Annotated in this window: 21 protein-coding genes; 12 read left to right on the forward strand and 9 right to left on the reverse strand. The window is 68.4% G+C overall.

The features are described 5' to 3' along the window. Nucleotides 1-85: 85 nt before the first annotated feature. Nucleotides 86-1057 (reverse strand): glycosyltransferase, encoded by a 972-nt coding sequence (locus AC1RJ9_RS03320; RefSeq protein WP_492834742.1) that lies wholly within the window; start codon nt 1055-1057, stop codon nt 86-88. Between the two features lie 159 nt (nt 1058-1216). Here AC1RJ9_RS03320 and AC1RJ9_RS03325 point away from each other — a divergent pair, with 159 nt between their 5' ends. Beyond that, on the forward strand, nt 1217-1564 hold the full coding sequence (locus AC1RJ9_RS03325; protein WP_492834740.1) for a helix-turn-helix domain-containing protein: 348 nt from the start codon (nt 1217-1219) through the stop codon (nt 1562-1564). Between the two features lie 14 nt (nt 1565-1578). Beyond that, nucleotides 1579-2964, forward strand: coding sequence for a calcium-binding protein (locus AC1RJ9_RS03330; RefSeq protein ID WP_492834738.1), 1386 nt, complete (start codon nt 1579-1581; stop codon nt 2962-2964). Nucleotide 2965: 1 nt separating this feature from the next. On the opposite strand, the gene AC1RJ9_RS03335 is transcribed toward AC1RJ9_RS03330, so the two are convergent. From AC1RJ9_RS03335 to AC1RJ9_RS03345, 3 genes are all read right to left on the reverse strand, one after another. Next, the gene (locus tag AC1RJ9_RS03335; protein ID WP_492834736.1) at nt 2966-4144 is read right to left on the reverse strand and encodes a vWA domain-containing protein; all 1179 of its coding nucleotides are present in this window, start codon (nt 4142-4144) and stop codon (nt 2966-2968) included. 83 nt (nt 4145-4227) lie between these two features. Continuing rightward, on the reverse strand, nt 4228-4764 hold the full coding sequence (locus AC1RJ9_RS03340) for a GNAT family N-acetyltransferase (RefSeq protein WP_492834734.1): 537 nt from the start codon (nt 4762-4764) through the stop codon (nt 4228-4230). Nucleotides 4765-4796: 32 nt separating this feature from the next. Further along, entirely contained in the window at nt 4797-5804 is a 1008-nt protein-coding gene (locus AC1RJ9_RS03345; RefSeq protein WP_492834732.1) for a zinc-binding alcohol dehydrogenase family protein, read from the reverse strand. Between the two features lie 121 nt (nt 5805-5925). Between AC1RJ9_RS03345 and AC1RJ9_RS03350 the strand changes: the two genes are divergently transcribed. The 6 genes from AC1RJ9_RS03350 (at nt 5926) to dxs (ending at nt 11062) form a co-directional block, all read left to right on the forward strand. Beyond that, a complete protein-coding gene (locus AC1RJ9_RS03350; protein ID WP_492834730.1) occupies nt 5926-6267 on the forward strand; it encodes a winged helix-turn-helix transcriptional regulator in 342 nt (113 codons plus the stop codon). Between the two features lie 3 nt (nt 6268-6270). Next, a complete protein-coding gene (locus tag AC1RJ9_RS03355) occupies nt 6271-7191 on the forward strand; it encodes a histone deacetylase family protein (protein ID WP_492834728.1) in 921 nt (306 codons plus the stop codon). Further along, on the forward strand, nt 7188-7847 hold the full coding sequence (locus tag AC1RJ9_RS03360; RefSeq protein WP_492834726.1) for a histidine phosphatase family protein: 660 nt from the start codon (nt 7188-7190) through the stop codon (nt 7845-7847). The genes AC1RJ9_RS03355 and AC1RJ9_RS03360 overlap by 4 nt, the downstream gene beginning before the upstream one ends. 98 nt (nt 7848-7945) lie before the next feature. Continuing rightward, on the forward strand, nt 7946-8200 hold the full coding sequence (locus tag AC1RJ9_RS03365; RefSeq protein ID WP_125156475.1) for an exodeoxyribonuclease VII small subunit: 255 nt from the start codon (nt 7946-7948) through the stop codon (nt 8198-8200). A 37-nt stretch (nt 8201-8237) separates the two neighbouring features. Continuing rightward, nucleotides 8238-9122, forward strand: coding sequence for a polyprenyl synthetase family protein (locus AC1RJ9_RS03370; protein WP_492834723.1), 885 nt, complete (start codon nt 8238-8240; stop codon nt 9120-9122). Nucleotides 9123-9139: 17 nt separating this feature from the next. Further along, nucleotides 9140-11062 carry a 1-deoxy-D-xylulose-5-phosphate synthase gene (dxs, locus tag AC1RJ9_RS03375; protein ID WP_492834721.1) on the forward strand — a complete coding sequence of 641 codons (1923 nt, stop codon included), beginning with the start codon at nt 9140-9142 and terminating at the stop codon, nt 11060-11062. Here dxs and AC1RJ9_RS03380 read toward each other — a convergent pair. From AC1RJ9_RS03380 to flgF, 5 genes are all read right to left on the reverse strand, one after another. After that, the gene (locus AC1RJ9_RS03380; protein WP_492834719.1) at nt 11059-11526 is read right to left on the reverse strand and encodes a hypothetical protein; all 468 of its coding nucleotides are present in this window, start codon (nt 11524-11526) and stop codon (nt 11059-11061) included. The two genes, dxs and AC1RJ9_RS03380, sit on opposite strands and share 4 nt — an antisense overlap. A 130-nt stretch (nt 11527-11656) precedes the next feature. Then, complete coding sequence (gene flgH, locus AC1RJ9_RS03385; RefSeq protein WP_125156479.1) at nt 11657-12391, reverse strand: flagellar basal body L-ring protein FlgH; 735 nt, start codon at nt 12389-12391, stop codon at nt 11657-11659. 15 nt (nt 12392-12406) lie between these two features. Beyond that, complete coding sequence (gene flgA / locus AC1RJ9_RS03390; protein WP_492834717.1) at nt 12407-13186, reverse strand: flagellar basal body P-ring formation chaperone FlgA; 780 nt, start codon at nt 13184-13186, stop codon at nt 12407-12409. A gap of 4 nt (nt 13187-13190) precedes the next feature. Beyond that, nucleotides 13191-13979, reverse strand: a complete 789-nt coding sequence (flgG, locus tag AC1RJ9_RS03395; RefSeq protein WP_492834715.1) for a flagellar basal-body rod protein FlgG — start codon at nt 13977-13979, stop codon at nt 13191-13193. Between the two features lie 12 nt (nt 13980-13991). Then, on the reverse strand, nt 13992-14729 hold the full coding sequence (flgF, locus tag AC1RJ9_RS03400; protein WP_492834713.1) for a flagellar basal-body rod protein FlgF: 738 nt from the start codon (nt 14727-14729) through the stop codon (nt 13992-13994). 226 nt (nt 14730-14955) lie between these two features. On the opposite strand from flgF, the gene fliL reads away from it, so the two are divergent. Genes fliL through AC1RJ9_RS03420 form a run of 4 tightly spaced genes read left to right on the forward strand, consistent with a single transcriptional unit; the run spans nt 14956 to nt 18177 of the window. Further along, nucleotides 14956-15573 carry a flagellar basal body-associated protein FliL gene (fliL, locus tag AC1RJ9_RS03405; RefSeq protein ID WP_492834711.1) on the forward strand — a complete coding sequence of 206 codons (618 nt, stop codon included), beginning with the start codon at nt 14956-14958 and terminating at the stop codon, nt 15571-15573. A 26-nt stretch (nt 15574-15599) separates the two neighbouring features. Continuing rightward, a complete protein-coding gene (gene fliM / locus AC1RJ9_RS03410; RefSeq protein WP_492834709.1) occupies nt 15600-16745 on the forward strand; it encodes a flagellar motor switch protein FliM in 1146 nt (381 codons plus the stop codon). Continuing rightward, nucleotides 16742-17347 (forward strand): DUF6468 domain-containing protein, encoded by a 606-nt coding sequence (locus AC1RJ9_RS03415; RefSeq protein WP_492834707.1) that lies wholly within the window; start codon nt 16742-16744, stop codon nt 17345-17347. The genes fliM and AC1RJ9_RS03415 overlap by 4 nt, the downstream gene beginning before the upstream one ends. Next, nucleotides 17344-18177, forward strand: coding sequence for a MotE family protein (locus tag AC1RJ9_RS03420; protein ID WP_492834705.1), 834 nt, complete (start codon nt 17344-17346; stop codon nt 18175-18177). Before AC1RJ9_RS03415 ends, AC1RJ9_RS03420 begins: the two co-directional genes overlap by 4 nt. Nucleotides 18178-18186: the final 9 nt, after the last annotated feature.

The raw sequence follows: 18186 nt of genomic DNA on the forward strand, positions 1-18186 counted from the left end.
TCAAGATCATCGTCTGAACGCGGATGGACGGTTGTTTGTGGCGTTTTCCGCCAAACGCGTGCTGTTCCGATGGATGGCGGGCGTTTCAGCCGACGGCGGCGAGGCGCTCGACGGGGCGACCCATCCGGCCGCGGCGCAGTTGGCGCAGCAGCGGCCGGCCCAAGGCCACGCCCAGGATCAGCGGCGCCAGCAGCAGCGCCAGGGCCTTGCGAGGCAGGCTGTCGGCGCGCTTGAGGAAATAGCGCACCAGACCGCGGCCCTTGTGCCACTCGACGACCAGCGGGTTCTCCTTGCTGGTCGAGCCCACGTGGACGATGCGGGCGTCGGGCTGGAACAGCACGCTGCCGCCCTGACGACGGGCCCGCCAGCACAGGTCGATATCCTCGACATGCAGGAAATAGCCCTCGTCGAAGCCGCCGAGGGCGTGGAAATCGGTGGCCCGCATGTAGAAGCAGGCGCCCGAGATCGTAGGGGTGTCCACCGGGTGCGAAGGGGGGAGTTCGCTCTCCCGGTGGATCTCGAAGCGGCGCAGCGGGGGCAGAAGGGCGCTAAGCTTCGAGAGGGTGAGCAGGGTCGTGACGGGCGTGATCTCGCCGCGCCGCGCGCCCCGCTGTTCGGTTCCGTCGGTATTGAACACCCGGGCCCCGATCACGCAGGGCGAGGGGCGGTCGCGGGCGGCCTCGGACAGGGCCGCCACCGCGCCGGGGGTCAGGAAGGCGTCGGGATTGAGGAAGACCAGTTCTTCCCCCTTGGCCGCGGCCGCGCCCAGATTGGCGGCGCGGGCGAAGCCGATATTGCCCAGGCCTTGCAGCAGGCGCACGCGCGGCTCGCGGCGAGCCAGGTCGCGCAGCCAGGCCGCGTCGGCAAGGGACGAACCGTTGTCGACAACGACGAACTCCTCGACCCGGGGCTCGGCCAGGGCGTGACGCACGCTCTCCATCAGCGCCGGCCCGGTCATGTAGACGACCATGATCAGCGACAGGCGCGGCCGGATGGCCCAATCCTGCTGGAAGGAGGGCGCGGTGCGGGCGTGGGCGAGGTCGATCGAAACGTACATGCGGCCCGATACATTCAAAATAGTTGCATAAAAACTGTATGTGGGTCGAAGGTGATCCGCAAGGCCTCTTCGCGAGACCTGCGATCGATTGTTGCGTTTTTACGCATTGTGTAACAACTAGGGGAGCGCCCGCGTAAGGGGCGAGGAAGCGGCTTAGCGATGTCCAGAACGGCGATGAATCCCGCCAAGGCGGCCCTGACCAAGACCCTGCGTCGCGAAGCTGGACGCTGGCTGAAGGCCGCGCGAGAGACCGCGGGCCTCACCCAGGCGGAACTAGCCGAGAAGACAGGGTTGCGTTATTACACCTTCGTCTCGCAGGTTGAGAACGGTCTGGGTCGCGTTCCGATCGAGGCTCAAGCCGTCTGGGCGGAGAGCCTGGGTCTTGATCCCGGCCAGTTCGCCCGCACCCTGCTGCGATATTACGAACCCGAGCTGTACCGGCTTCTGTTCGACGGCGCCGCCGAAGAGGCTGAGCCGGTCGTGACCGAGCGGGCGGCCCAGGCCTAACGAGCGACGACGAGATGGGTGAGATCCTAGCCTTCAGCCCGCGGCCTCCGGCCAGCGACTGGTCCGCCAACGAGCGCGGTCTGCTGATGCTGCTGACGCAGCAGCTGGAGACGGCCTATGGCGAGGTCGACGGGATCTTCGGCCAGACCGACTCGGGCGACCCCTGGTACGTGGTCACCGATTCCAACCAGGACGTGCTGGTCCACATCGCCCGCATCGACGGTCAGTTCGTCGTCCACGACGCGGCGATCGACATGTTCCACCAGGTGGGCAGCCTGTGGGGCGCCCTGCGCCAGGTGCTGGCCTCGGGCATACCGGAGCAGAACGGCACGGTCGTCGCCTTCAATCCCGCCAGCCGCGAGGCTCAGTCCTTCCTGTCGCTGGTCATCGCCGTCGGCCTCTATCTCGAACTGCGCGGCGCCGACCTGGGCGAGGCGGGCCGCCTGACTTTCGAGAACCTGCCGCGCGCCGACGATCCGGCCATCGAGACGATGGCCTCCAAGCTGATCGCCGCCCTCAACCTCGAGGCCGACCGGACGCAGGCGCATACGCCCGCCCCCGTGGTCGGTGAAGCCACGCCGCAGTCGGCGGTCAAGCCGGAAGGCGTCGGGACGATCGCGGTCCAGGCGCCGAGCGAGGCCCCGCAGGGCCTGCCGGTGTTCAAGATCGCGCATCTGGCCGCGGCGTCGGCGCCCGCCCCGGGCTCCGGCCATGCGCCCGCCGCGTCGGATGACAAGGCGGTGGTCGAGGACCTGGGCGGCCAGGGCTTCGCCGCCACCAGGACCGTCATGGTCGGCACCTCCGGCAACGACGTCATGTACGGCACGGCCGGCGGCGACACGATCCGCGGCGGCGCCGGCGACGACTATATCGACGGCCGCGGCGCGCCGAAGGGCGAGGTCGATCACCTGGACGGCGGCGAAGGGGCCGATCGCATCGTCATGAACGCCCGCGTGGTCGCCACCGGTGGGACGGGCGCCGACACCTTCCTGATCTCCGCCGCGCCACCGGCCGACAAGTTCGCCGCCCTGCTGGGCGTCGTGCTCGACTACTCGGCCGCCAAGGGTGACCACCTGGCCGTGATGGGCGAGGGGCGCGTGACCGTGGTCAGCACCGCCGCGGTCGGCAACGTGATGACGGCTCAGGCCCAGGCGCTGAACGACGCCGCTGTCACGCAGGCGGCCGATGTCAGCCAGGCGGTGTCAGGCGCCCGGATCGGCTTCGACATCGACGGGGATGGGCGCGAGGACGTCTTCATCCTGCTGGGCGGGGCCACCAGCTCCACCTTCCGGATCGGGACGATGATCGCCAACGATCATACCGCGCCGCCGGAAGTGCCGCTGATCGGCCAGCCGTCGAACGACGCCGGCCACTTCGGCGACGCGGCGCCGGTCCGCTGATCTAACCGCGAACCAGTTCGCGCATGGCCTTGTCCAGGCCTTCCAGGGTCAGCGGGTACATGCGGTCGGACAGGATCTGTTTCATGACTCCGATCGACTGAGTGTAGTCCCAGTGCCGCTCGGGCGTCGGGTTCAGCCAGATGCAGCTCTGATAGATGTCGGTGACCCGCTGCATCCAGATCGCGCCGGGCTCCTCGTTCCAGTGTTCGACGCTGCCGCCCGGATAGGTGATCTCGTACGGGCTCATGGTCGCGTCGCCGACGAAGATCACCTTGTAGTCGGCCGGGAACTTGTGGAGCACGTCGAAGGTCTGGATCTTCTCGGTGTTGCGACGCCTGTTGTCCTTCCACACGGTCTCGTAGAGGCAGTTGTGGAAGTAGTAGAACTCCAGGTTCTTGAACTCGGTCTTGGCGGCGCTGAACAGCTCCTCGCAGAGCTTGATGTGGCCGTCCATCGAGCCGCCGATGTCGAAGAAGATCAGCACCTTGATGGCGTTGCGGCGCTCGGGGCGCAGCTGGATGTCCAGATAGCCCTTCTCGGCCGTGCCCTTGATCGTGCCGTTCAGGTCCAGCTCGTCGGCCGCGCCGGTGCGAGCGAACTTGCGCAGGCGCCGTAGGGCGACCTTGATGTTGCGGGTGCCCAGCTCGACCGAGTCGTCGAGGTTCTTGTACTCGCGCTTGTCCCAGACCTTCACGGCGCGACCGTGGCGGCTCTTGTCCTGGCCGATCCGCACGCCTTCGGGATTGTAGCCGTTGTTGCCGAACGGCGAGGTGCCGCCCGAGCCGATCATCTTGTTGCCGCCCTCGTGACGCTTGTGCTGTTCGCGCAACCGCTCCTGCAGCGTCTCCATCAGCTTCTCGAAGCCGCCCAGGGCTTCGATCTGGGCCTTTTCCTCGTCGGTCAGGAACTTCTCGGTCAGGGCCTTGAGCCACTCTTCCGGGATGTCGGCGGCGAGGCCGTCGTTGACGGTCTCAAGCCCCTTGAAGACGTGGCCGAACACGCGGTCGAACTTGTCGAGGTTCTTCTCGTCCTTCACCAGGCTGGCGCGCGACAGGAAATAGAAGTCCTCGACCGAGCGGTCGATGACGTCCTTGTCCAGGGCTTCCATCAGCAGGAGATATTCGCGCAGGCTGACCGGCACCTTGGCCTGGCGGAGCTCGGAGAAGAAGCGAAGGAACATCGGCGCGGCTTTCGAACAGATGTTCGATTGTGGAGGGTTCTGAAAGCAGACGCAATCCAATCCTCCCCCGCTAGGGGAGGATTTCACCCTCGCCGCAGGATGAACTCCAAGTCCCGCGTTTCGCCGACCGGGAAGTGGTATTCGCCGACCTTCTCGAACCCCAGCCGGCCGTAGAGCCGTTGCGCGCCGAAGTTCTCGGACCAGACGCCGATCCACAGCGGGCGCGGGCCGTCCTTTTCCAGCCAGTCGAGGGCGGTGTTCAGCAGGCGCGAGCCGCGACCGCCGCCCTGGTGGCTCTTCAGCACGTAGACCCGTTTCAGTTCGCCATGGTCGGGGCCGGCGTCGTCATGCGGCAGGTCGCAGGGGCCGGCCAGGGCGTAGCCGATGGCCTCGCCGTCCTCGTCCTCCAGCAGCCAGGTCGCCTTGTCGGGATGGGCCAGGTCGTTGCGGGTCCGCTCCAGACCGTAGGCATGGGCCAGGAAGGTCTCCAGGTCCTCGGGCGGATAGAGATGGGCGAAGGTCTCGGTGAAGGTGCGCGCGCCCAGGCTGGACACGGTGTCGGCGTCTTCGATCGTCGCACGGCGGAGCTTGTCGGTCATGGCGACTTGAGTAGCCGCCATGACCCCCGCCTTCAATATGGGCCCTTCAACGGTCAGAAGCCTTCCAGCGCCACCTTGCCGATGGTGCGGGCGCTCTCGACGATGCGATGGGCTTCCAGCAGGTCGGCGGCGCGGATCTTGCCGACGACCTGGGTCAGGGTGGTGCGCAGGATCCCCTGGTCGACCAGGGCCGAGACCTCCGTCAGCAGCTTATGCTGCTCGATCATGTCCGGCGTGCCCTGCGGCCGGGCGAACATGTACTCCCAGTGGATCGAGGCGGCCTTGGCCTGCAGCGGGCGGATGTTCAGGTCGCCGTCGGCCTCGATGATCCCGATCTTGCCCTGCAGGGCGATGGCCTCGGAGACCTGCGGGAAGTGCTGAGCGCTGTGGGTCAGGCAGGCGATATAGGCCGGGGCGTCCAGGCCCAGGCGCGCCAGCTCGTCGGCGAGCGGCTTGGTGTGGTCGAAGGTCTGGTGCGCGCCCAGGTCCTCGACCCACCGGCGGGTCTCGTCGCGCGAGGCGCTGGCCACGACGTTCAGCCGGGTCAGTTTGCGCGCCAGCTGGATCAGGGCCGACCCGACGCCGCCGGCCCCGCCGATGATCACCAGGGTCTGGCCCTCGCCGCCGTCGCGCGCCACGCCGAACCGGTCGAACAGCAGTTCCCAGGCGGTGATGAAGGTCAGCGGCATGGCGGCGGCCTGGGCGAAGTCCAGGCTCTTGGGCTTCCTGCCGACGATGCGTTCGTCGACCAGCTGCAGCTCGGCGTTCGAGCCCTGGCGGCCGATGGCGCCGGCGTAGAACACCTCGTCGCCCGGCGCGAACAGGGTGACGGCCTCGCCGACCGCCTCGACCACGCCGGCGGCGTCGAAGCCCAGCACCCGAACCTCGCCCGGCGCTGGCTGAGCGCGGCTGCGCACCTTGGTGTCGACGGGGTTCACCGAAACGGCCTTCACCCGCACCAGGACGTCGTGGCCGCTGGCCACGGGATCGGGCGCTTCCAGGTCGAGCAGGGCGTTGGGATCGGTGGCGGGCAGCAACTCACGGAAGCCGACGATCTTCATGATGGTCTCCAGCAAAGAAGGGCGGTCTCAGGCCCCGACCAGGAGATCGCGCCACGCTACGATCTTCGCAAGTACGGTCATTTTCTATATGTAGTACCCTAATGGATACCGTGAGGCGGCTGTGGAAGATCCCAAGGAGTGCGGCGTCGAGGCGGCGCTGAACCTGATCGACGGCAAGTGGAAGGGCGTGATCCTGTACCACCTGCTCAGTGGCCGCCTGCGCTTCAACGCCCTGGGGCGCAAGCTGGGGGCGGTGACCCAGCGCATGCTGACCAAGCAGCTGCGTGAGCTGGAGAGCGATGGCCTGATCATCCGCACCGTCTATGCCGAGGTGCCGCCCAAGGTCGAATACGCGTTGTCGAGCAAGGGCAGGAGCCTGGAGCCGGTGATCTGCGCGCTCAAGGCCTGGGGCGACGCCAATGTGCTGGGCGTTCAGGCCGAGCCGGTCCGCAAGGTGGGCTGACCCATGGCCCTGTCGCTCTACACGCATCTCGACATGCTGGATCACCAGCCCGGCCACGGCCACGTCGAGAGCCCCGAGCGGCTACGGGCCGTGGTCGATGCTCTGAACGACGATCCCAATCTCCAGCTGGAGGCGCTGGACGCGCCGCTGGTAGAGGTCGAGGATCTGCTGCGGGTGCATCCCAAGGGCTTCGTCGACGCCGTGTTCGCGGCGGCGCCCAGGTCAGGTCGCTTGGCGCTGGATCCCGACACGGTGATGTCGAGCGGCAGCCTGGCCGCCGCCCGGCGCGCGGCCGGGGCCGGCGTCGCGGCCGTGCGGGCGGTGGCGGCGGGCGAGACCAACCGCGCCTTCTGCGCCGTCCGGCCGCCCGGTCACCACGCCGAACCGGGCGTGGCCATGGGCTTCTGTGTCTTCTCCAGCGTCGCCGTAGCCGCCCGCGCGGCCCAGGCGGCCGGGCTGAGGCGCGTGGCGATCGTCGACTTCGATGTCCACCACGGCAACGGCACCCAGGCGGTGTTCGAGAACGACCCGACCGTGTTCTTCGCTTCGATCCACCAGTCGCCGCTCTATCCCGGCACGGGCGATCCGTCCGAGACGGGCCTGGGCAACATCGCCAACGCCACCGTGGGGCCGCACGCGCCGCGCGAGACCTGGCGGTCGCGATTCGAGGGGCTGATGGACAAGGTCGACGCCTTCGCGCCGGAGCTGCTGATCGTCTCGGCCGGTTTCGACGCTCACGTCCGCGACCCGTTGTCGGCGCAGAGCCTGGACGAGGACGATTTCGCCTGGGCGACTCGCGCGATCGTCTCGGTGGCCAACGCCCGCGCCAAGGGCCGGGTTGTGTCCTCGCTCGAGGGCGGCTACGACCTCCAGGCGCTGGGGCGTTCCGCCGCCGCGCATGTGCGGGCTCTTCAGGAGGGGTGAGGGGACGGGACGGGCTTGCCGCCCACCGACTTCTCTTCAACATGGCCGACGTCACCATCGCCGACCAAGCGTCCTCGCCCGTGAAATCGGGGACCATCACTCTGGCCCGCCACGGCGAACCCGCGCTGTCGCGTAAGATCCGGCTCAATGCGCCCGAATACGGCGAGTGGTGGGCCCGCTACGAGGTGGGCGGCCTGAAGGCGGACCAGACCCCACCGGACGGATTGATGCGGATCGCCCGCGACGCCGACGCGATCATCGTCTCGACCCGTCGCCGCGCCATCGAGACCGCCAATGCGGTGGTCGCCGGCCGCGCCTTCGTCACCGACGAGACCTTCATCGAGGCCCCGCTGCCGCCGCCGCCCTGGCCGTTGTGGCTGAGAATGTCGCCCAAGCGCCTGGGGTTCTTCGCCCGCTTCTGGTGGTGGTTCTTCAACAACCACGGCGGCCAGGAGACCCGCGCCGAGGCGCAGGTCCGGGCCGGCCAGGCCGCCGACCGGCTGGTCGCGCTGTCCGACCAGGGCCAGGACGTGCTGGTCGTGGCCCACGGCTTCTTCAACTGGATGATCGCCGATGCGCTGAAGGCGCGGGGGCTGATCAAATTGCTCGATGAAGGCCACGCCTACTGGAGCCTCAAGCGCTTCCGTCGCGGCTGACTGGCCAAAGCCTCTTCCCTTAACCATGCCTTGGCTCTACGCCGTTGCCCGCGCGGCCTTGCGCCACTAGGCTGAGCGCTGTTCACCTGAGAGTTGAAATGACCGACGCCGCCAGCAACCCCGCCGATATCGCCGCCTTGAGCTTCGAGGAAGCCCTGGCGCAGCTGGAGCGGATCGTGGCCGAGCTGGAATCGGGCCAAGCCCCGCTGGAGCGCTCGATCGACATCTACGAGCGCGGCGCGGCCCTGAAAGCTCACTGCGAAAAGAAGCTGGAAGCCGCGCGCCTGAAGGTCGAGAAGATCGTCCTGGGCCAGGGTGGGGCCGTGACCGCCGAAGCGGCCGAGTTCAACTGATGGCGGGCGTTCGTTCGGAGACCGAGGGGAGCCGCTCTTGACGGATCTTGCCAAGCGGATCGTCCAGGCCGCCGACATCGTCACCGTGGCGCTCGACGAGCTGCTGCCGCGGGCCGACGGTCCGGAAACCCGTCTGACCGAGGCCATGCGCTACGCGGCCCTGGGCCCGGGCAAGCGCCTGCGTCCGTTCTTCGCGCTCGAGACCGGCAAGATGTTCGACCTGCCCGAACGGCCGGTGCTGCGCGCGGCCTGCGCGCTGGAGTGCATCCACGCCTACAGCCTGGTCCACGACGACTTGCCGGCCATGGACGATGACGCCGTCCGTCGTGGCCGTCCGACCGTGCACAAGCAGTATGACGAGGCCACGGCCATCCTCGCGGGCGACGCGCTGCAGACGGCGGCCTTCGAGATCATGGCTCACCCCGACACCCACGACGACGGCCACGTCCGCTGCGAGCTGGTGCGCAAGCTGGCCATCGCCTCGGGCGCCAAGGGCATGGCGGGCGGCCAGATGATCGACATTCTCGGGGTTCGCGACGACCTGGGCGCCGTGGCCCGCATGCAGCGCCTGAAGACCGGGGCCTTGATCGCCTTCGCCTTCGAGATCCCGCTGATCATCGCCCGCGCCAAGGAAGCCGAGCGCGCCGCCCTGATGGCCTTCGCCCAGGACCTGGGCCTGGCCTACCAGATCGTCGACGACATCCTGGACGCCGAGGGCGATCCCAAGACCATGGGCAAGGCCACGGGCGGCAAGGACGCCGCCAAGGGCAAGGCCAACTACGTCACCCTGCTGGGGCTGGACGCGGCGAAAGAGCGCGTGGCGCTTCTGGCCGACCAGACTCGCTCCCATCTCGAAATCTTTGGCGAACGAGCCGAACATCTGCGCGAAAGCGTCGATTTCGTGCTGGACCGCCGCAACTGACCGCGCTTTCTTCCAACATGTCCTCCAAAACACCACTGCTCGACACCATCGCTTCGCCGGCTGACACGCGAGGCCTCTCCGTCGCGGAGCTGAAACAGCTCGCGGCCGAGGTGCGCGCCGAGACGATCGACGCTGTGTCGGTGACAGGCGGCCACCTGGGCGCGGGCCTCGGCGTGGTCGAGCTCACCGTGGCGCTGCACCACGTCTTCGAGACGCCCAAGGATATCCTGATCTGGGACGTCGGCCATCAGGCCTATCCGCACAAGATCCTCACCGGCCGACGCAACCGGATCAAGACGCTGCGCCAGGGCGGCGGCCTGTCGGGCTTCACCAAGCGGACCGAGAGCGCGTACGACCCGTTCGGCGCGGCCCACGCGGCCACCTCGATCTCTGCCGCCCTGGGCTTCTGCGCCGCGCGCGATGCGAAAGGCGAGGACAACAGCGTCATCGCCGTGATCGGCGACGGCTCGTTGGGCGCGGGCATGGCCTATGAGGCGATGAACGCGGCGACGGACACCACCAAGCGCCTGATCGTCATCCTCAACGACAACGACATGTCGATCGCCCCGCCGGTGGGCGGCATGAGCGCCTATCTCGCCAACCTCGTTTCGGGCGGCGCCTATCGCTCGGTGCGCAAGCTGGGCAAGACGGTGGTCGAGAAGCTGCCGACCCCGATGCGCGAAGCCGCCCGCAAGGCGGAAGAATATGCCCGGGGCATGGTCACCGGCGGCACCTTCTTCGAGGAGCTGGGCTTCTACTATATCGGCCCGATCGACGGCCACGACATGGACGCCCTGGTCAGCGTGCTCAAGAACGCCAAGGCCTTCGGCGACAAGCCGGTGCTGGTCCACTGCGTCACCCAGAAGGGCAAGGGCTACGCCCCGGCCGAGGGCGCCGACGACAAATTGCACGCGGTGGCCAGGTTCGACGTGGTCACCGGCCAGCAGCACAAGGCGGCCGCCGGTCCGCCCAGCTACACCAAGGTCTTCGCTCAGGAACTGATCAAGCAGGCGGAAAAGGACGACAAGATCGTCGCCATCACCGCCGCCATGCCCTCGGGCACCGGTCTTGACCTGTTCGGCAAGGCCTTCCCCGATCGCACCTTCGACGTCGGCATCGCCGAGCAGCACGCGGTGACCTTCGCCGCCGGCCTTGCCGCCGACGGCATGAAGCCCTTCACGGCGATCTATTCGACCTTCCTGCAGCGCGGCTACGACCAGGTGGTGCACGATGTCGCCATCCAGGGCCTGCCCGTGCGCTTCGCCATGGACCGCGCCGGCCTGGTCGGCGCCGACGGTCCCACCCACGCCGGCAGTTTCGACATCGGCTTCATGGGCGCTCTGCCGGGCATGGTGCTGATGGCCGCCGCCGACGAGGTGGAGCTGGCCCGCATGGTCGCCACCGCCGCCGAGATCGATGATCGTCCTTCGGCTTTCCGCTATCCTCGCGGCGAGGGCCTGGGCCTGGACATGCCCGCCATCGCCGAGCCCCTGGAGATCGGCAAGGGCCGCATCGTCCGCGAGGGGACCAGCGTCGCCATCGTCTCGTTCGGCACGCGCCTGTCGGAAAGCCTGAAGGCCGCCGATCTCCTGGCGGCGCGTGGCCTCTCGGCCACCGTCTGCGACGCCCGCTTCGCCAAGCCGCTCGACCTGGACCTGCTGTTGCGCCTGGCGCGCGAGCACGAGGCTATCGTCACGGTCGAGGAAGGCGCGATGGGCGGCTTCGGCGCCTTCGTGCTGCAGGCCCTGGCCCAGCACGGCGCGCTGGACCGCGGCCTGAAGATCCGCACCCTGTGCCTGCCCGACGTCTTCCAGGACCAGGACAAGCCCGACCTCATGTACGCCCAGGCCGGCCTCGACGCCGAGGGCATCCTGCGCGGGGCCTTGTCGGCCATGGGCATGGACAATGTCAGCGCGGCGGGGGCTGGCCGCCGAGCCTAAACCCCGCAGGCCTTGAAGAAAGCCCTTACCTGGCCCCGGTCGGCAGGGGCCGCCGCCAAGCTGTGGCGCTCGCCCTGGGTCAGCAGGGCCAGGTCGCCAGATTTCCGGAAACCGTCCAGCGCCGGAGCGCTGGCCTTGCCGCGCCCTTCCAGGAAGCCGCCCTGGCTCAGCGCGTCGTCGACCCTGGCGGCGGCGAAGCGGCTCTCCGTGCGGCCCGAGGCCAGGACGATCTCGCCGCCGGACAGGCCCACGGCCGAGACCTCGACCTGATCCTGACCCGGGCGGCAGCTGATCATCAGCACGACATCATCGGTGTTGGGGCGGCCATAGGCGAGGCGAGGGGTTTCCGAACCTTCCGCCAGATAGGCCCAGCGATAGCCGTCCAGCGCGACCTTCTCGTGCGCGCAGCCGGCCAGCAGGACGGCCAGGCTCAGGGCGGCGAAAGCGACGATGCGGGACGCCATGGCGGTCCTCCTCGCCCGGATCAACGCAGGTGGGACCTGAATGGCTCCTGAAACGCATCGGGCGCGGCCACCTTGCGATGGTCGCGCCCGACGATCTTGCAGCCCTATGCCAGGGCTTGGATATCCGCGCTTAGAACGGCGAGAACTTCTCGACCAGCGACTGGCCGGCCGGGGTCTTCTGGACGCGGCTGATGTCGCCGCGGCCGCCGTAGCTGATGCGGGCCTCGGCGATCTGGGTGTGCTTGATGGTGTTGGCCGAGGAGATGTCCTCCGGACGCACGATGCCGGCCACGGTCAGCTGGCGCAGCTCGGCGTTGGTGCGGACTTCCTGGGTGCCCTGAATGACCATGTTGCCGTTCGGCAGGACCTGGCTGACCACGGCGGCGATCGTCAGGCTGATCTTTTCCGAGCGCTGGACGCTGCCCGCGCCGGCGTTGGTGGTGGCCGAGTTGGTGTTCACGGCGTTGGCCGGATCGAAGCCGCCCGGCAGGACCTTGCCCAGGCTGGACTCCAGACCGAGGAAGTTCGGCACGCCGGCCTTCATGTTCGAGGTGCGCGAGCTGGCGGTCTGGTTCTTGGTGCTGGCGCTGTCGTCGATGTCGATCATGACGGTGACGATGTCGCCGACGCGGCTGGCGCGCTGGTCGTTGAAGAACGCGCGGGCGCCGACGCGCCACAGCGAGTTGGCCGAGGCCGCCTGCGGGGCGGGTTCACGGGCCGAGACGTATTGCTGCTGCATTGGGGCCAGTTCGGCCGGATAGCCGACCGGCGCCAGCTGCGGACCCTTCACGGCTTCGGTGACGGTGGAGCAGGCGGCCAGCGGCGCGAGCAGGACGGCGGCGGCGATGATGACGGGGCGACGCATGGGGTGGGCTACCTCTTAGCGAGCGGCGAAACGGACGGGTTGCGAACGGGCTTGCAAGGCTTGGGCCTGCGGACCGACCGCTGCGGAGCCAGGGCCGGTGGCGACGGCCTGGATGATCTTCTTCGAGAGCGTGTTCTGAACGGCGAAGAGGTCGCCCGTCGCGGCGGCGGCCATGGCCTTGCCTTGAAGCGAAAGGGAAATTCCGCCGTCGTCGTAGGTGATGGTGACCAGATCGCCGGTCTTGATGACCTGGGCGGCGGCCACGTCGCGGCTCTGGACCGCGGCGCCTTCACGCAGGGGGCGCTTGGCGGCCAGGCCGATCACGGCGTCGGCGTCGCGGGGGGCGTCCATCGGGGAGCCGGCCATCTTTACCCAGACGAGGTCCTGAGGCTGGACGATCTCGCCGGCCATGATGCTGCGGGCGTAGGCAAGAACTTCCACATTGCCGCGCGCGGCGCCGGCCAGGGTCTTGCCGCCGGCCGAGACGCCGCCGTTGTCCTGGCCTTCGCGGACGATGATGCGGCGGATGCCGTTGCTGTTGGTCCAGTCGAAACCGGCGCGGCGGGCCGAAACCTGCACCTGGCCGGCGTCAAGCACGGCCGTCGGACCCATGCGGGCGGCGACGACGATGTTGGCGGCCGGGCCGCTGACGCCGTCGAACAGGTCGCCCAGGGTGATGCGGCCGTCGGCGTCGGTGGTGTCCATCCGCAGGCTGACCGGCGCGCCGGCATGGGCGGGGGCGGAGAGGGCGCTGATCACCAGCGTGGCGGCGGCGGCGAGGAGGAAGGCTTTCATGCGCTTACGACCGCAGCTGCGAGGTGGCTTGGAGCATCTGGTCGGCCGTGGTGATCACCTTCGAGTTCATCTCGTAGGCGCGCTGGGCCGTGATCAGCGAGGTGATTTCCGTCACCGCGTCGACGTTCGAGGCTTCGGTGTAGTGCTGCATCAGGACGCCGAAGCCCGGCTCGCCGGGGGCGGCGAGGGTGGCGGCGCCCGAGGCGGCGGTTTCCAGCAGCAGGTTGTCGCCGATCTGCTCCAGGCCGCCTTCGTTCATGAAGGTGGCCAGTTGCAGCTGGCCGATGGTCTGCGGCTGCGGCTGGCCGTCCAGCTTGACCTGCACCAGGCCGGTCTTGCTGATCGTGATGTCGGTGGTGTTCTGCGGGACCGTGATGCCCGGCTGGACAGTGTAGCCGTCCTCGGTGACGATCTGGCCCTGGTCGTTGGTCGAGAAGTTGCCGGCCCGGGTATAGGCCGTCTCGCCCGAGGGCAGCAGAACCTGCAGGTAGCCCTTGCCCTGGATGGCGACGTCCAGCGGGTTGTCGGTCAGGGTCGGGGTGCCCTGCTCGGTGATACGGTAGACCGAGCCGGCCTTGACGCCGCCGCCGACCTGGACGCCGGTCGGGACGATGTTGCCGTTGCTGGACGACTGCGACCCGGCGCGCTCCACCTGCTGGTAGAGCAGATCCTGGAACTCGGCCCGCTGGCGCTTGAAGCCAACGGTGTTCATGTTCGCGATGTTGTTGGAGATGACTTCGACGTTCAGCTGTTGCGCTGACATGCCCGAAGCGGCGGTGCGGAGAGCTTGCATCGGCTAGGCCCCTTAATTCAGCTTGCCCAGACGCTCGACGGCGCTGCGCGAAAGTTCTGCGGTGTTGTCCATCATCTTGGCGACGCCCTCGTAGGCGCGCTGGATCTCGATCAGCTTGGTGATCTCGACAACCGGTTGGACGTTCGAGGATTCCAGCATGCCCTGGTGGACGCGGGCGTCCGGCGCGGCTTGCAGGGTGGTGTTGGCGGTGTTGCGGTAGAGGTTGTCGCCGTCCTTGGCCATCGAGGCCAGGTCGTCGGGGCGGACCACGCCCAGGCGGCCGACGCGGACCGCGCCCTGGCTGACCGTGCCGTCCTTGCCGATCGAGACAGGGCCCAGGGTCGGGTCGATCAGCAGCGGGCCGCCGCCGTCGTCCAGCACCTGAGCGCCTTCCTGGGTGACCAGCTGGCCTTCCGGATTGGTGGTGAAGCGGCCGTCGCGGGTATAGCGATCGCCGGCGGCGGTCTGGACGTGGAAGAAGCCCGTCCCCTCGATGGCGACGTCGAAATCGCCGCCCGTCTTGGTCATGGCGCCCTGCGTGAAGTCGCGGGCGACGCGGTCGTCCAGCACGAACTTCACCGGCGAGGCGCCGTCCAGGGTCTTGGCCGGCTTGGCCTGTTCCGTGCGGACCATCAGGTCCTCGGTCTTGAAGCCGGTCGTGTTGGCGTTGGCGATGTTGTTGGCCACGATGTCGAGCTGGCGGCGCAGCGTCATCTGACGCGAGAGGCCGACGTAGAGCGCGTTGTCCATGGCGAGTTAACTCGGGCGGCTGGCGCGACAAATGCGCCGAAACCCTTGAAGCAACCTTCGTGCCAGCGCCAAAAATCTTTATAATTCAAAGAATAGGAAGGTTAACGGCTGGGTGTTGGTCGGAGTCTGCCGGGCAGATTCAGCCTGCGACCAAATGGCCTCAAGAACAGATCGTTAACCATGTGCCCCGCATGTGTACGGGTATAGATTCCAAGGAACCGCGCGCGTGGCCAAGAAACCCGAAAAGGAAGCTCCGGCTCCCGAAGGCGAAGACGGCGCCGAGGGCGAAGCTCCGGCGAAAAAGAAGCCGCCGATCCTGATCATCGCGATCGCCGCGGGCGTCCTGGTCCTGGGCGGTGGCGGGGCCGCGGCCTTTTTCCTGATGAAGCCGAAACCGGCCGCCGAGGCGGGCGAGCACGGGGCTGAAAAGAAGAAGGAAAAGAAGGAGGAAAAGGGCGGTCACGGCGAGAAGAAGGAAGGCGAGGGCGGCGCGGCCGCGGCCGGCGGTCCCGCGCCGGTGATCAAGGAGGGCCCCGACGGCGTGGTCTTCTACACCCTGCCCGACATCGTCGTGAACATGCAGACCGCCGACGGCAAGTCGACCTTCCTGAAGCTGAAGCTGACCTTCGAGCTGCCGGACGAAGACACGGCCGAGGAGCTGACGCCGAATCTGCCCAGGCTCCAGGACATGTTCCAGGCCTTCCTGCGCGAGCTGCGCCCGGAGGATCTGAACGGCAGCCAGGGCACCTACCAGCTGCGCTACGAGCTGCTGCGCCGAGTGAACCTGGTCGCCGCGCCGGCCAAGGTGAACGCGGTCCTCATCGAGGAGATGCTGATCAACTAGCCTTCGGGCCGGTTGGGCGAACCATCATGGCGGACGAAATCGACGATCAGGCCGCGATGGCCCAATGGGCCTCGCAAAATCCCCCCGGCGCCTTCGGTGAAGGCGACGCCGCCGCCGGCGGCACGAACGAATTTGGCGACTTTTCCGGCGGCATGGGCGGCTGGGACGACGGCGCCGGCGAAGGCGGCTCCGAGCGCATCCTGAACCAGGATGAGATCGACAGCCTGCTGGGCTTCGATCTCTCCGGCGACGGCGGCGAGGACCGCACGGGCATCCGCGCCATCATCAACTCGGCGCTGGTCTCGTACGAGCGCCTGCCGATGCTGGAAATCGTCTTCGACCGCCTGGTGCGGTTGATGACGACCAGCTTGCGGAACTTCACGTCCGACAACGTCGAGGTCAGCCTCGACAACATCAGCTCGATCCGCTTTGGCGACTATCTGAACTCGATCCCGCTGCCGGCCATCCTGGCGGTGTTCCGGGCCGAGGAGCTGGACAACTACGGCCTGCTGACGGTCGACTCCAACCTGATCTATTCGATCGTCGACGTGCTGCTGGGCGGCCGTCGCGGCACGGCCGCGATGCGCATCGAGGGCCGTCCCTACACCACGATCGAACGCGTGCTGGTGCAGCGGATGATCGAGGTGGTGCTGCACGACCTGAAGAGCGCCTTCGAGCCGCTGCATCCGGTCAATTTCTCGCTGGACCGCCTGGAGACCAACCCGCGCTTCGCCGCCATCGCCCGGCCGGCCAACGCCGCGATCCTGGTCAAGCTGCGCATCGACATGGAGGACCGCGGCGGCCGCATCGAGCTGCTGCTGCCCTACGCCACGCTGGAACCCATCCGGAAGATGCTGCTGCAGCAGTTCATGGGTGAGAAGTTCGGCCGCGACAACATCTGGGAAGGCCACTTGGCCACCGAGCTGTGGACCACGCAGATGGAGGTCCGCGCCGTGCTCGACGAACAGCAGGTGCCGCTGTCGCGCGTGCTGAACATGCAGATCGGCGACACGCTGATGCTGAACGCCACGCCCGACAGCCTGGTCGAGCTGCGCGCCGGGGCCATCCCGCTGACGCGCGGCCGCATGGGCCGCCGCAACCACTCGATCGCCGTGCGGGCCGAGGCGCCGCTGACGCCCGCCGCCAAGAAGGCCGTGCAGAAGCTGAAATGAGCCTCGTCGCCTTCGCCATGAACGGGTTCCTGGCCGTGCTGCTGATCGCGGCGCTGGTCTTCGGCTGGCGTCTCGAGCGTCGCCTGAAGGCGCTGCGCGACAGCCACGAGGGCTTCGCCAAGGCGGTAGCCGATCTGGACAACGCCGCGGCGCGCGCCGAACAGGGCCTGGCCGACCTGCGCGCGGCCACCGACGAAGCCGCCGAGACCCTGGCGATGCGGATCGAGCGCGCCCAGGCCCTGGCCGCCCAGCTGGGCGAGATCGTTGATCGTCCGCCGTCCGCGCCGACCTTGGCTGCGAAAGCGCGGCCGCAAGCCCCAGCCGAGCGTCCCGCGCCGCGCCTGAGCCGCGAGGTGCCGCCGGCCCCCACGCCGCAGGAGGAGCGCCGCCTGTCGGCCGCCGACTTCGAGCGCCTGCTGGACCGCGAGGACCGCGTCGAGCGCGCCGCCCGCGGCGAACCCGTTTCGCGCCCGACTTCGCGTCCCGGCGTCGCGCCAAGACAGACCAACGAAACGCCGCGTTCACGGGCGCGGATCGATGATGACCTCTTCGACGGACCGGGCGAAAGCCCGTCCGCCAACCCCAGGGCTCCCCGCCGATGAAGAACGTTCCGCGCATCCTCCCCCTGGTCGGCGTCGCCGTCGGCGGGGTGCTGGCGATCAACGCCATGGCCGGCGCCAAGTCGCTGCCCGACCTGCTGAGCGGGGCCAAGGCCTTCGCCGAGGACGTCGCCAAGCCCGGCAAGAAGGACGCCAAGACGGAAGGCGGGGAAGAGGCCTCGTCGGCCGAGGGCGCCGGCCAGCCGGCCGCCGCCAACGCGCCGCCGCCGCGCGTCTGCGCCCCGTCGGCCGACGCGCTGGCCAAGGAGGCCGGCCTTTCGCCCGCCGAGCTGCGTGTGCTGCAGAGCCTGGGCGCCCGTCGCGGCCAGCTGGATCAGCGCGAGCAGGACATCGACGTCCAGCTGCAGCTGCTGGCCGCCGCCGAGGCCAAGCTCGACGCCAAGATGAAGGCCCTGACCGGCCTGAAGGGCGACATCTCGGGCCTGTTGGGCCAGGTCGACGCCCAGAAGCAGGCCGAGGTCGATCGCCTGGTCACGGTCTATCAGGGCATGAAGCCCAAGGACGCCGCCGCCCGCATGACCCTGCTGTCGGACGAGGTGCGCCTGCCGATCGCCGCCAAGATGAAGGAACGGGCCCTGTCGCAGATCCTGGCCAACATGACCCCGGGCGAGGCCAAGATCCTGACCGAACGCCTGGCCTCGCGCATGGCCAATCCGGTGGTCGAGAAGGGCAAGGCCGCGATCGCCGATAACGCCGCCACGCCAGCCGCCCCCGGCGCCGCGCCGAACAAGCAACAGGCGGACGCCGGCCTCGCCGGTGCGGCGGATCCCGCCGCCCCGAAGGCCAAGTCGGCGCCCAAGAAGGCCGGTTAAGGGAGGCCC

The organism is Caulobacter sp. GW822-FHT07D08, assembly GCF_058798735.1.